We start from the raw sequence: 13,519 nt of genomic DNA, 5'->3' as shown, positions 1-13,519 counted from the left end.
CGGATCGCCAACCTCGCGGCAGGACCGGGCGCGTCGTGCGTCATCGTGCGGCGAGGGCGTGGGCCTGCTCGATCAGCGCGACCACGGCTCGAGCGTCCTGCACGTCGACGGGTGACGGAGCGCCGTCGAGCAGGGCGCGGACGACTCCCGCGAGGAAGGCGGCGTAGTTCCCGCGCTCGCTCGGCACTTCCGTCGTGCCGTGCTCGTCGGTCAGCATCCCCTCCGCGCCCGGCGGAACGACGCCGAAGTCCTCGTCCAGCGGAGTGGCGCCCCCGCCGCGCAGCGCGCCCTCCTGCGGGTCCAGGCCGTCGACCGAGAACGCCGCCCGCGTGCCGAGCACCCGGAAGCGGGGCGCCGAGGCGCGCGCGACCCGGCTCATCGTCAGGTGCGAGCGCACGCCGGACTCGTGGAGCAGCGAGACGAAGGCGTCGTCCTCGCTCGCGCCGCCCGCGTGCACGACGCGGGTCTCCGCCGCGGTGACGACGGCCGGGCCGAAGAGCACCAGGGCCTGGTCGACGAGGTGGCTGCCGAGGTCGAAGAGGATGCCGCCGCCCTGCGCCGGGCCGATCGACGTCTGCCAGCGCCCGGTCTTCGGGGCGCTCCAGCGCTCGAAGGTCGACTCGAAGCGGATCACGTCGCCGAGCGCTCCCTCCGCCAGGAGCCGGCGCAGCGTCAGGAAGTCGGCGTCCCAGCGGCGATTCTGGAAGACGAACACCGGCGCCCCGCCCGCCTCGGAGGCGGCGAGGATCGCGTCGACGTCGGCCGTGCTCGGCGCGAACGGCTTGTCGATGACCACTGCGACACCGGCGGTGAGCACCTGCTCGGCCTGCTCGCGGTGCACGGAGGGCGGCGTCGCGAGGACGACCAGGTCGGGCCCCTCGGCGAGCACCGCGTCGAGGCCGGCGACGATCCGTGCGCCGGGATGCGCGGCGGCGGCCGCCGCCGCCCGCTCCGGATCGCTGGTCGAGATCGCGACCAGCGCGACGTCCGGGTGCGCCTCGAGGAACGGTGCGTGGAAGATCCGGCCGGCGAGTCCGTAGCCGACGAGCCCGACGCGGAGTGTGCTGGTCCCGATCGTCATGCTCCGATGGTAGCCAGCGGCGCCATCGGGCCCGCCCCTCCGTCACGCCGACTCCCCCCACCAGCCGAGGGGTCTCGCGGGCAGGCGGACGGAGAAGAGTAGGCCCACCGCGCCGCGATCATCTCCGAACAGCGTCCACTGCACGCCGGCCCGGTCTCTGCGGCCCCCGCTCCCTACGCTGACCACTCGCACGCGACGCCGCCTCGTCGAGGCCGCGGAGACGTCCGGATCCGCCGCCGATCGCGAGACGGGTCGACGCAGTGCGGGTCACGAGCCGGCGACCGCATCGCGGCGACATGAGCGGTGACGAGCGATTCACGAGGGATGGACACGATGAAGAAGAATCCGATGATCGGCGCGGGGTGCCTCCTGGCGCTGATGCTGTCCGGCTGCACCGCCGGCACCGCCGGCACGGTGGTCGACTCGACGAGCGGGCCCCGGGCGCAGGTGACCTCGTGGTTCACCCAGCACGGGGAGCCCTCCTGGTTCGACTGCCCGAGCGAGGCCGTGACGGGGCTCGACGGAGTGGATGCGACCTGCGGCAGCATCGCAGCGCCCGTCGACTGGAGCCGCCCCGACACCTCCGAGTCGGTGGACCTCGACCTGATCAGGGTCTCGGTGGGCGGACCGCACGACGAGGTGCTCATGGTCAACCCGGGCGGACCGGGCGTCTCGGCGCGGAACATGGCCCTCGGCCTGGCGACCGTGCCGGAGACCGCTCCCGTCTTCGAGAAGTACGACGTGGTCGGCATCGAGCCGCGAGGCGTCAGCCCCGAGACGGCTCTCGCCTGCGACGTCCAGGCGATGACCGCCGACGACGCGGGTGCGGTGGAGGCGTGCTCGAGCACCAGCCGCTTCGCCGTCCACGCGTCCAGCACGGACGTGGCGATGGACCACGAGCTGCTGCGGCAGGCGCTGCAGCAGCCGGAGCTCGACTACTACGGCGCCTCCTACGGCACCTACATCGGCAGCGTCTACGCGACCCTCTTCCCGGACACCGTCGGCCGGATGATCCTCGACGGCGTCGCGGACACCGCCTCGCTGAACAGGGCGAGCGATCTCGAGGGCTTCGAGGCGAGCCTCACGCGCCTCCTCGCCGCCTGCACATCGGGCGGCATCGGCGCCTGCCCCTTCACCGGCGATGCGACGACGGCGGCCGAGCAGCTCACAGCCCTCCTGCAGTCGCTGACGGCGGAGCCCCGGACGGCGACCGGCCCCGACGGCGCGCCCGCCGAGGTGGGCGGCCGCGAACTCGCGTCCTTCCTGCTGACCAGCCTGTACGAGCCGCGGTCCTCGTGGGGAGAGACGGTCGCCGTCCTCCGCGGGGTGGTGGCGGGCGACGCGGACGCGCTGGACGTCGTCGCGAGCACCGACGACTCGGCTGTCGACCGAGCACTCGAGTACGCCGTCTACTGCGCCGTCCCCGCGGTCCCCGGAGCGAGTGCCGCTCCGGTCGCGGGTGAGGGTCCGACGAGCACGGGACCGCTCGGCGTCCTCGAGCAGGCGGACGACCCGGTCCGGGACTGCGACCGGTGGGGCGAGTACGAGCGCCTGGATCCGGCGCTCTCCTACACGAGCGGGAACAGGATCCTCATCGCCTCCAACCTGCACGATCCGGCGACGCCGCACGCGGACGCCGTGCGGCTGCACGAGACCGAGGTGACGAACAGCACGCTCGTCGAGGTGGACGCGGACGGTCACGGCGCCCTGTACCGGGACTCGTCGTGCGCGACGGCCATCGCGAACGCCTTCCTCGTCGAGGGCACCCTTCCGGCCGACCCGACCCGGTGCGGGACCGACGGCTGAGCCGCCGATCGTGCCGGGTGCGTCAGGAGGATGCGCCCGGCACGTCCACGGCGCCGCCGAAGCGGCGGGTGCGGCCGGCGTAGTGCTCGATCGCGCCCCAGAGGTCCTCGCGGGTGAAGTCCGGCCAGAGCCGGTCGAGGAAGACCATCTCGGCGTAGGCGCTCTGCCAGAGCAGGAAGTTGCTGGTGCGCTGCTCGCCGGAGGAGCGCACGAAGAGGTCGACGTCCGGCATGTCGGGCAGGTAGAGCGCCTTGCCGATCGTCTTCTCGGTGATGCCGGACGGCTTCAGCCGGCCCGCGGCGACCTCGGCGGCGATCCGCTGCACCGCGTCGGCGATCTCGGTGCGGCCGCCGTAGTTGACGCACATGGTGAGCGTGAGGACGTCGTTGCCCTCGGTCAGCTTCTCGGCGTACTGCAGCTCGTTGATGACCGACGCCCAGAGCCGCGGCTTCCGGCCGGCCCAGCGCACGCGCACGCCCCACTCGTTCAGCTGGTCGCGGCGGCGGTGCAGCACGTCGCGGTTGAAGCCCATCAGGAAGCGCACCTCGTCGGGCGAGCGCTTCCAGTTCTCGGTCGAGAAGGCGTAGACGCTGAGGTGCTTGACGCCGATCTGGATCGCTCCCGCGACCACGTCGAGCAGCGACGCCTCGCCGCGCTTGTGCCCCTCCACCCGGGTCAGCCCGCGGGAGTTGGCCCAGCGGCCGTTCCCGTCCATCACGATCGCGACGTGCTCGGGCACCGCCTTGCGCGGCAGCTCCGGCGGATGCACGCCGGTCCAGTCGAGGGGGCGGAACGGGACGGCGTCCCTGTGGGTGAACGGCTTCATCGGGTGACGTGCTCCAGAGATCTCAGTCCGCGCTCGAGGTGCCACTGGGTGTAGGCGGCGACCACGCCGCTCGCTCGGGAGCGGGTCGAGGGCTCCGTCGTCTCGGCGTGCTCCCAGTCTCCCGTGAGCAGGGCGCCGAGGAGGACGACCACCTCGGGGGCGACGCGCGGGGCGCCGGGGGGCGTGCAGTCCTCGCAGACCACTCCGCCGAGCTGGACGACCACCGCGCCGTGCGGGCCGGGGGCGCCGCAGCGGGCGCAGTCCTCGAAGCTCGGCGCCCAGCCGGCGATCGAGAGCGCGCGCAGCAGGTAGGAATCGAGCGTGAGCACCGGCTCGTGCTCGTGCTTCGAGAGCGAGCGCAGGGCGCCGACGAGCAGGAGGTACTGCTGCAGCGACGCGTCGGCGTCGGTGAGGCGGTCGGCCGTCTCGACCATCGCGCTCGCCGCGGTGTAGCTGTCGTAGTCGGCCGCGATGATCGCGCCGTACGGGCCGAGCGACTCGGCCTGCGTGACGATGTCGAGGCTCCGGCCCTCGTAGAGCTGCAGGTCGGCGACCATGAACGGCTCGAGTCGCGAGCCGAACTTGGAGCCGGTCTTGCGCACGCCCTTCGCGACCGCGCGGATCTTGCCGTGGCTGCGCGAGAGCAGCGTCACGATGCGGTCGGCCTCGCCCAGCTTATGGGTGCGCAGCACGACGGCTTCGTCACGGTAGGTGGGCATGTGCTCGATTATCCTCCCCACCCCTGACAACCCCGCGGTGGACCGGCACCCGCCCGCTCCCGCCCGTGGAACGATGGCTCGGTGGCCGCCTCCCTCTTCGAGATCCCCGCCTGGGCCGACCTCCTCGCCATCGCGATCGGCTGCCTGCAAGGTGCGATGTTCGCGGGCGAGTTCCGCGACCGCCGGATCGACCTGCTCGGCGTCACGATCATCGGCACGGCGACGGGACTCGGCGGCGGTGTTCTGCGCGATCTGCTGCTGCAGACCCCGCTGGTGGCGCTGCACACCAACGCCTACCTGCTCGTCGCGGTGACGGCCTCTCTCTTCGGCATGCTGCTGCAGCACGTCCTCAACCGGGTCGACGGCACGATCACGGCGCTCGACGCCCTGACGATCGGGCTCTTCGGCGCCATCGGCACGACGAAGGCGCTCTCGCTCGGCGTGCCGGAGGTGCCCGCGGTGTTCGTCGGGACCGTCTCGGCCGTCGGCGGCTCGGTGATCCGCGACATCCTGCTCAACCGCCCGATCGCGCTGATGCACGTGGGCTCGCTCTACGCGATCGCGGCGACCGCCGGCACCGTCGTGCTGGTGGTCGCGCTGCGGTTCGGGATGGTGATCGACTACGCGGCGCCGATCGCGGTGGCGGTCACGGCCGTCATCCGGCTGCTGGCGGTGCGCTACGGCTGGAGCCTGCCGGAGCAGCGGGCGCTGAGCAGGGTGCCGCGGCTCGGCTGGCGGAAGCGCGGCTGACGGCGAGGATGCACGTCCGGACGGCCCGCGGAAGCCCGCGCCCGTGTCGGAGGTCCGACCTAGGGTGGCGGCATGACCGCTGCGGGCACCACGACCGACCGACACGACGTGCTGATCATCGGCGGGGGGAACGCGGGACTCTCGGTCGCGGGGCGCCTCCGCCGCTACGGCGTGGAGGACGTCGCGGTGATCGAGCCGCGCGAGACGCACCTCTACCAGCCGATGTTCTCCCACGTGGCCGGCGGCACCGCTCCCGCCTCGAAGGCGACCCGGCCCCAGGGCTCGGTGACGCCGAAGGGAGTCACCTGGATCCAGGACCGCGTCGAGGCGATCGATCCCGCTGCGAAGACGGTCGTGCTCGCCTCCGGTCGGCACGTCGGCTACGGCGACCTCGTCGTCTGCCCCGGCATACAGAAGGACTGGGAGGCGGTGCCCGGGCTGTCGAAGGCGATGGCGTCGCCGGTCGGTGTCTCGAACTACGAGTTCGAGTACGCGCGGAAGGCGTCGAGCGTGCTCCGCGGGGTCCGCTCCGGCACGGTCGTCTTCACCCAGCCGAGCGGCCCGGGCACCTGCTCCGGCGCCTCGCAGAAGCCGATGTACCTCGCCTGCGACTACTGGCGCGAGATCGGGGTGCTCGCGGACGTCCACGTCGTGCTCGTCGTGCCGACGCCGACGATGTTCGGGATGCCGCTGATCGACGCGGAGCTCGAGCGGAAGGTGGCGGAGTACGGGATCGACGTGCGCTACAGCCGCGAGCTGGTCGAGGTGGACGCCGAGAAGCGGACGGTCGTCATCGCCGGCGAGGACGGCCGGAGCGCGCAGCTGGGTGTCGACCACGACGGCGGGCACGTCGTCACCGAGCAGCGGGAGACGCTCTCCTACGACGTGCTGCACGCCGTACCGCCGCAGTCCGCGCCGGACTGGCTCGCGGACACCGGACTCGTGGTAGAGGGCGGCTTCGTCGAGGTCGACCCGCTGACGCTGCGCCACCCCCGAAACCCCGAGGTCTGGGCGCTCGGCGACGCCGCGGCCACCACCAACTCGAAGTCGGGCGGCGCGCTCCGGCAGCAGACGAAGACCCTGGCGAAGAACCTCGTCGCGGCTCGCAAGGGGAAGCCGCTTCCCCAGGTCTACAACGGCTACTCGGTCTGCCCGTTCGTCGTCTCGCGCTCGACCGTCGTCTTCGCCGAGTTCGACGACCGCTACCGCCCGAAGCCGACCATCCCCTTCTGGAAGGGCCTCGCGAAGGAGCGCCGCCTCACGTTCCTCGCCGACCGCTACCTGCTCCCCTGGGTCTACTGGAACCTCATCCTCCAGGGCCGCGCCTGACGGAGGTCCGCCTCGGCGGCGACCACAGCGGCGCGCAGCATGCTGATCGGGAAGCCGCGGAACGCGGCATCCCCATGCTGGTCGAGTAGCCGCGGCACGCGGCGTATCGAGACCCACCACCGCATGGACGGGGGGTCTCGATACGCCCGCTCCGCGGGCTACTCGACCAGCATGGCGTGCCCGCTCCTCGGGCGACTCGCAGGCAGGGAACGGGCCGCGCCGCCTCGGCGGCCGCCCAGCGCGAGCGTCAGGCCGAGGCCGTCGCCAGCTCGCGGTCCGGGGCCTCCTCGCGGAGGGCGCGGTTGACGGCCGAGACGATCGCCTTCAGCGAGGCGGTCGAGATGTCAGCGTCGACGCCCACGCCCCAGAGGGTGCGGCCGTTGACCGAGCACTCGACGTAGGAGGCGGCCAGCGCGTCGCCACCGGCGCTGAGAGCGTGCTCGACGTAGTCGAAGACGCGGACCTCGACGCCGTGCTGCGCCAGCACCGCCTCGAAGGCGTTGATCGGGCCGTTGCCGGTCGCGCTCGCGGTGACCGTCTCGTCGCCGACGCGCAGCACGGCGTCGAGGGCGATCGAGCCGCCCAGGTCGCTCGAGGTGCTCGTGCGGGCCAGCTCGAAGCGACCCCACTTGTCCTCGGCGCGGTGCGCGGGCGCGGGCAGGTACTCGTCCTGGAAGATCGTCCAGATCTGCTCGCTGGTGACCTCGCCGCCCTCGGCGTCGGTCTTGGCCTGCACGACCGCGGAGAACTCGATCTGCAGGCGGCGCGGCAGGTCCAGCGCGTGGTCGGTCTTCAGCAGGTACGCGACACCGCCCTTGCCCGACTGCGAGTTGACGCGGATGACCGCCTCGTACGAGCGGCCGAGGTCCTTCGGGTCCACCGGCAGGTACGGCACGGCCCAGGTCAGCTCGTCGCGGCTGACGCCGGTGCGCTCGGCCTCGGCCTCCATCGCCTCGAACCCCTTCTTGATGGCGTCCTGGTGCGAGCCGCTGAACGCGGTGAAGACCAGGTCGCCGGCCCAGGGGCTGCGCTCGGGCACGGCCAGCTGGTTGCAGTACTCGGCCGTCCGCTTGATGCCGTCCATGTCGCTGAATTCGATCTGCGGGTCGATGCCCTGGGTGAACAGGTTCACGCCCAGCGCGACCAGGTCGACGTTGCCGGTGCGCTCGCCATTGCCGAAGAGGCAGCCCTCGATGCGGTCGGCGCCGGCCAGGTAGCCCAGCTCGGCCGCCGCGACCGCGGTGCCGCGGTCGTTGTGCGGGTGCAGGGAGACGATGATGTTCTCGCGCTGGGCCAGGTTGCGGCACATCCACTCGATCGAGTCGGCGTAGACGTTCGGCGTCGCCATCTCGACCGTGGCGGGCAGGTTGAGGATGACCTTGCGCTCCGGAGTCGGCTCGAAGACCTCGACCACGCGATCGCAGATCTCGCGGGCGAAGTCGAGCTCGGTGCCGGTGTAGCTCTCGGGCGAGTACTCGTAGTAGACGGCGGTGCCGGGCACCGACGCCTCCATCTCGCGGCACTTGCGCGCGCCGGCGAGGGCGATGTCGATGATGCCCTGGCGGTCCTTGCGGAAGACGACCTCGCGCTGCAGCACGCTGGTGGAGTTGTAGAGGTGCACGATCGCCTGGCGGGCGCCGCGGATCGACTCGTAGGTGCGCTCGATCAGGTGGTCGCGGGCCTGGGTCAGCACCTGGATGGTGACGTCCTCCGGGATCGCGTCCTCCTCGATGAGGCTGCGGACGAAGTCGAAGTCGGTCTGGCTGGCGCTCGGGAAGCCGACCTCGATCTCCTTGTAGCCCATCCGGACCAGCAGGTCGAACATGATCCGCTTGCGCTCCGGGCTCATCGGATCGATCAGCGCCTGATTGCCGTCGCGGAGGTCGACGGCGCACCAGCGCGGCGCCGTCGTGATGCGCTTGGCTGGCCAGGTGCGGTCGGGCAGCTCGACGACGATCTGCTCGTGGAACGGCTTGTACTTGCCGATCGGCAGCGACGACGGCTTCTGGGTGTTCTTCATGAGGGTGCTCTCCCGGCGCGCGGACGCGCCTGTCTCTCGTCTCGCGGGGATCCGGATGCGGATCGAACCACGCGGGTGGTCTGTGGTGACGATGGGTCTGATTCAGCCGACGACGGACTCCGCGACGAGGAGGGCCTGAGGATCAGATCTCGTCGCGGCGGCTAAGAAGGAGCAGACCGATGCGCACGCGACCACGGTAGCACTGCGCCCGCGCGTCGGCACCCACGAGGCACCACTGCGGCGCGGACGTCGTCCTCAGGCGACGAGCCCGTTCTCGTAGGCGTAGACGACGAGCTGCACCCGGTCGCGCAGCCCGAGCTTGCCGAGCGTGCGGCTGATGTGCGTCTTGACCGTCGCCTCGCTGAGGAACTCCGCTCGGGCGATCTCAGTGTTGCTGAGGCCGCGCGCGGCGAGGTGGAAGATCTCGCGCTCCCGGTCGGTCAGCGTGCCGAACGCGGCGGGAGTCTCGCGGCCGCTCCCCGGCGCGCCGAAGTGCTCGAAGAGCTCGCGCGTCGCGGAGGCGGCGACGACCGCGGTGCCGGCGTGCACGGTGCGGACGGAGGCGAGCAGGAAGCCCGGCTCGGTGTCCTTGAGCAGGAAGCCGCTCGCTCCGGCGCGGATCGCGCGGGCGGCCGCCTCGTCCAGGTCGAAGGTGGTGAGCACCAGGATTCGCGGCGGCTCCACGCCCTTCTCCGCGGCGTCGGCGAGGATCCGGCGCGTCGACTCGATGCCGTCGACCCCCGGCATCCGGATGTCCATCAGCACCACGTCCGGGGCCAGCCGGCCGACGAGCTCCGCGCCCTCCGCGCCGTCGGACGCCTCGCCGATCACCTCGAGGTCCGGCTGGGAGCTGAGCAGCATGCGGATGCCGGCGCGGAAGAGCGCCTGGTCGTCGACGAGGACGAGGCGGATGGTGTCGGTCATGCGGGGTGGCCTCCAGAGGCGACGGGCAGGGCGGTGGAAGAGGGGGCGGGCAGGCGCGCGTCGACCACGAAGTCGTCGCCCTCGGGGCCGGCGCGGAGGACGCCGCCGACGAGTGCGGCACGCTCGCGCATGCCGACCAGGCCGTGCCCCTCCCCGGGCACACGAGCGGCGGCCTCGGCATCGGCGCAGCGCGCGTTGCGGACGGTGAGGACGATCTCGCCGGACTCGCGGCGCAGCGCGACGTCGAGCGGGGAGCCGGGCCGGCCGTGCCGGAGCGCGTTCGTCGTCGCCTCCTGCACGATGCGGTAGAGCGCGAGGCCGATGCCGCGCGGCACGGTCTCGAGGTCGACCTCGAGCTCGGACCGCAGCTGCGTCCCGGCTCCGGAGACGCTCTCGAGCAGCGCCGGCAGGTCGCGCGCCTCGGGTTGCGGTCCGTCGCTCTGGCTGTGCCGCAGCTGAGCCAGGAGGACGCGGACGTCGCCGAGCGCGTCGCGGGCGACCGAGGAGATGGTGAGCAGGGCGGCGTCGGTCTGCTCCGGGCTCGACGCGCCGAGGTAGCGGGCGCCGTCCGCCTGCGCGATCACGACGGCGAGCGAGTGCGCGACGACGTCGTGCATGTCGCGGGCGATGCGGTTGCGCTCCTCGACCGTGTCCAGCTCGCGTTGCGCCGCCGCGCGCTCGCGCTCGGCCTCGGCGCGGAGGGCCTGCCCCTCGCGCGCTCGCCGCACCGAGCGGGAGAGCAGGCCGACCGTCCAGGAGAGGCCGAGCGTGGCGAGGATCCCGCCGAACACCGCTCCCCCGGTCAGGATCGGCGACGTGGTGCTCGCGATCAGCCCGAAGATCAGGACCAGGTAGACGACGGCCACGATGGCGCCGAGCACCGCGGAGACGGCTCCCGCCGCGCGCACCCGGCGCCGCTCGGACGCACCGGTGCCGAAGAGCACCGCGAGGATCGCGAGGTCGGCCGGTCCCGGTGCCAGCTGCAGACCCATCTGCAGGAGTGCCCCGCCCCAGGCGATCGTGAGGGAGAGCGCCGGCGCCCGGCGGTGCAGGACCAGCGCGACCGCCAGCACTCCGCCGACGACCGGCTGGAGCGAGCCGTCGGGCGCCGCGAACGGCACGGTCGAGATCAGCAGCAGGAGGAGCGCCTGCCAGCCGGCCGCTCCGACGGCGAAGCCGTCCTGCGGACCGGCGACGCGCACCACGAGTGCATCGATCCTGTCGTCGGGACCGACCGGCCGCCGCACCCCGGCGCGCCAGACCAGGACCTCCGCGCCGGCGAGGAGGGCGGCGACGACCAGTGCGGCGACGGCGCGGAAGAGCAGGACCTGGTCGGCGCTCTCCTCCTGCGGCAGCAGCAGCTCGGTCCCGCTCAGTGCGGCGACCAGCCCGGCGACGCCCGCGAGCAGGAGGGCGCCGACGAGGGTCAGCGTCCGCGTCCAGGGACCGAGCCGACGCGCGGTGGACCAGAGGACGAGCAGGCCCACCAGGACACCGTCCACCGGCACGCCGAGGAGCGGGATCCCGCCGCCGGTGACCGCCCCGACGGCGACCAGGGACGGCGCGAGGGCCGGCAGGAAGGCCGCGAGGCCGAGGCCGAGCGCGATCAGCAGGCCGCCGCTGAGGTGCTCCGGCGCGATCAGGCCCGCCGCGCTCAGTCCGAGGTGGAGGAAACCGAGCAGCGCTCCCGCGATCGGGAGCGTCGCCGGACGATCCAGGAGCGCACGCATGAGCCCCACGCTACGCGGCGACGTCGCCGCCGGGCGTCGTCCGGCAGAGTGACTGCCGTCCCCCTCCCGATCCGGCGCCGCGCTCACCGGCTCAGAAGCCGAGGCGGCCGAGCAGCTTCGGGTCGCGCTGCCACTCCTTGGCGACCTTCACCCGGATCGAGAGGAACACGCGCCGGCCGAGCAGCCGCTCGATCTGCTCACGGGACACCGCGCCCACCTCGCGCAGGCGCTGACCGCCCTTGCCGATGATGATGCCCTTCTGGCTGTCGCGCTCGACGAAGACGTTCGCGTAGATGTCGATGAAGGAGCCGTCCTCGCGCTCGACCATGTCGTCGAGGGTCACGGCGAGCGAGTGCGGCAGCTCGTCCGAGACGCCCTCGAGCGCGGCCTCGCGGATGAACTCCGCGATGCGCGAGCCGGTGTCCTCGTCGGTCACGGCCTCCTCCGGGTAGAGCGCGGGCGAGACCGGCATGAGGCGCAGCAGCTCGACCGCGAGCACCTCGAGCTGCTCCTCGGTGACCGCCGAGATCGGCACGATGGTGTCCCACTCGCGCAGCTCGGAGACGGCGAGCAGCTGCTTGGCGACCGACTTCTTCGAGGAGAGGTCGACCTTGGAGACGATCGCGACCTTGCGGGCGCGCGGGAAGGCCTCGAGCTGCTCGTTGATGAAGCGGTCGCCGGGGCCGATCGGCTCGTCGGCCGGGAAGAGCATCCCGATCACGTCGACGTCGCCGAGGGTCGAGGTGACGAGGGAGTTGAGCCGCTCGCCGAGCAGCGTGCGCGGGCGGTGGATGCCCGGGGTGTCCACCACGATGAGCTGGCCGTCGGGGCGGTGCACGATGCCGCGGATGGCGCGGCGAGTGGTCTGCGGCTTCGAGCTGGTGATGGCGATCTTCTCGCCGACCAGCGCGTTGGTGAGCGTGGACTTGCCGACGTTCGGGCGGCCCACGAACGACACGAAGCCCGCCCGGTAGGGGGTCGTGGGAGTGCTGGGGTCGGTCATCGTGCGTCCTCGTCCTGGTGGTCTGTCTCGGCGACGATCGCGACCGGTCCGGTGCCGGTCTCGCCTGAGGGATCGTAGTCGGGATCGCGCCGCACGATGACGGTCGAGATGGTGCCGCGACGGGGATCCGCCTGCTCGGCCTCGAGGATCACCCCGTCGATCCGGGCGGTCGCGCCCCGCTCGGGCAGGCGGCCGTAGGCCTTGGTGAGCAGTCCGCCGACCGAGTCGACGTCGTCGTCCTCGAGTTCGAGGTCGAACAGCTCGCCCAGCTCGTCGACGGGCAGCCGCGCCGAGACGCGGTAGACGCCGGGCTCGATCTCCTCGAAGAGGTCGACCTCGCGGTCGTACTCGTCCGAGATGTCCCCGACGAGCTCCTCGATCAGGTCCTCGAGTGTCACGAGCCCGGCGATGCCGCCGTACTCGTCCACCACCATCGCGAGGTGGTTGGACTCGAGCTGCATCTGGCGCAGCAGCTCGTCGGCCTTCTTCGACTCCGGCACGAACAGCGCCGGGCGGGCGAGATCGGCCGCGGAGTCGTCGTCGTCCGGGCGCTCGTAGGTGTGCCGGGCGACGTCGCGGAGGTAGAGCACGCCGAGCACGTCGTCGACGCCGTCGCCGATGACGGGCAGCCGCGAGATGCCGCGACTGAGCAGCAGGCCCATGCCGGCGCCGACCGACGCACCTGCCTCGATCGTCACCATGTCGGTCCGCGGCACCATCACCTCGCGCACCAGCGTGTCGTTGAACTCGAAGATCGAGTGGATCAGCTCGCGGTCGTCCTGCTCCAGGACCGACTGCTCGGTCGCCTCGTCGACCATGCTCAGCAGCTGCTCCTCGGAGGAGAAGCCGGCCGAGCGGCCGGTGCCCGGGGTGACCCGGTTGCCCAGCGCGACGAGACCGTGCGCGACCGGGCCGAGCGCGACCCGCAGCACGTGCACGAGCGAGGCGCTGGAGCCGAGCACGGCGCGGGCGTGGGCGCGCCCGACGCTGCGCGGGCTGGAGCCGACGAGCACGAAGGACACGGCCGCCATGATCAGGATGGCGAGCAGGAGCGCCAGCCACAGGGCGTCGACCACCACGACGAGAACGGTGGTCACGAAGACCGCGGCGGTCGTCTCTGCCGCGATCCGGGTGAAGTTGACGACGTTGACGTGCGCGCTCATGTCGCCGGCGATGGCCCGCAGGGCGCGGGAGCTGCGGGAGTGGTTCGCCATGTCGAGGAGGTCGCTGCGCGAGAGGACGCCGAGCGCGGCGTCGGTCGCTGCGAGCCAGCCGCCGACGGCGACGAGGGCGAGAGCCGCGATGAGGAGCTGGACGGTGAGCACGCCGGG

General features: G+C 72.3%; 11 protein-coding genes. 3 read left to right on the top strand and 8 right to left on the bottom strand.

The window, feature by feature from the left end:
* Positions 1-40 precede the first annotated feature (40 nt).
* The gene (locus EDF22_RS05930; protein ID WP_123703119.1) at positions 41-1,081 is read right to left on the bottom strand and encodes a Gfo/Idh/MocA family oxidoreductase; all 1,041 of its coding nucleotides are present in this window, start codon (positions 1,079-1,081) and stop codon (positions 41-43) included.
* A 333-nt stretch (positions 1,082-1,414) separates the two neighbouring features.
* On the opposite strand from EDF22_RS05930, the gene EDF22_RS05925 reads away from it, so the two are divergent.
* A complete protein-coding gene (locus EDF22_RS05925; RefSeq protein ID WP_148059122.1) occupies positions 1,415-2,887 on the top strand; it encodes an alpha/beta fold hydrolase in 1,473 nt (490 codons plus the stop codon).
* Positions 2,888-2,909: 22 nt separating this feature from the next.
* Here the strand turns inward: EDF22_RS05925 and EDF22_RS05920 are convergent, their stop codons facing one another.
* Entirely contained in the window at positions 2,910-3,713 is an 804-nt protein-coding gene (locus EDF22_RS05920) for an isoprenyl transferase (RefSeq protein ID WP_123703114.1), read from the bottom strand.
* The gene (gene recO, locus EDF22_RS05915) at positions 3,710-4,432 is read right to left on the bottom strand and encodes a DNA repair protein RecO (RefSeq protein WP_123703112.1); all 723 of its coding nucleotides are present in this window, start codon (positions 4,430-4,432) and stop codon (positions 3,710-3,712) included. The genes EDF22_RS05920 and recO overlap by 4 nt, the downstream gene beginning before the upstream one ends.
* A gap of 81 nt (positions 4,433-4,513) precedes the next feature.
* On the opposite strand from recO, the gene EDF22_RS05910 reads away from it, so the two are divergent.
* Both EDF22_RS05910 and EDF22_RS05905 read left to right on the top strand, forming a co-directional pair.
* Positions 4,514-5,182, top strand: a complete 669-nt coding sequence (locus EDF22_RS05910; protein ID WP_260303317.1) for a trimeric intracellular cation channel family protein — start codon at positions 4,514-4,516, stop codon at positions 5,180-5,182.
* 72 nt (positions 5,183-5,254) lie between these two features.
* Positions 5,255-6,511, top strand: coding sequence for an NAD(P)/FAD-dependent oxidoreductase (locus EDF22_RS05905; protein WP_123703110.1), 1,257 nt, complete (start codon positions 5,255-5,257; stop codon positions 6,509-6,511).
* A 247-nt stretch (positions 6,512-6,758) separates the two neighbouring features.
* On the opposite strand, the gene leuA is transcribed toward EDF22_RS05905, so the two are convergent.
* From leuA to EDF22_RS05880, 5 genes are all read right to left on the bottom strand, one after another.
* A complete protein-coding gene (gene leuA / locus EDF22_RS05900) occupies positions 6,759-8,531 on the bottom strand; it encodes a 2-isopropylmalate synthase (RefSeq protein ID WP_123703108.1) in 1,773 nt (590 codons plus the stop codon).
* A gap of 255 nt (positions 8,532-8,786) precedes the next feature.
* Positions 8,787-9,455 carry a response regulator transcription factor gene (locus tag EDF22_RS05895; protein WP_123703106.1) on the bottom strand — a complete coding sequence of 223 codons (669 nt, stop codon included), beginning with the start codon at positions 9,453-9,455 and terminating at the stop codon, positions 8,787-8,789.
* A complete protein-coding gene (locus EDF22_RS05890) occupies positions 9,452-11,185 on the bottom strand; it encodes a histidine kinase (RefSeq protein ID WP_123703104.1) in 1,734 nt (577 codons plus the stop codon). The genes EDF22_RS05895 and EDF22_RS05890 overlap by 4 nt, the downstream gene beginning before the upstream one ends.
* 91 nt (positions 11,186-11,276) lie before the next feature.
* Positions 11,277-12,188, bottom strand: a complete 912-nt coding sequence (gene era / locus EDF22_RS05885; protein WP_123703102.1) for a GTPase Era — start codon at positions 12,186-12,188, stop codon at positions 11,277-11,279.
* Positions 12,185-13,513: a hemolysin family protein gene (locus EDF22_RS05880; protein WP_123703100.1), complete on the bottom strand. Its 1,329-nt coding sequence runs from the start codon at positions 13,511-13,513 to the stop codon at positions 12,185-12,187. The genes era and EDF22_RS05880 overlap by 4 nt, the downstream gene beginning before the upstream one ends.
* Positions 13,514-13,519: the final 6 nt, after the last annotated feature.

Source organism: Rathayibacter sp. PhB127 (assembly GCF_003751665.1).
GTDB lineage: Bacteria > Actinomycetota > Actinomycetes > Actinomycetales > Microbacteriaceae > Rathayibacter > Rathayibacter festucae.
The sequence above is the reverse complement of the archived record's forward strand: the minus strand, read 5'-3'. Positions and strand labels throughout refer to the sequence as shown.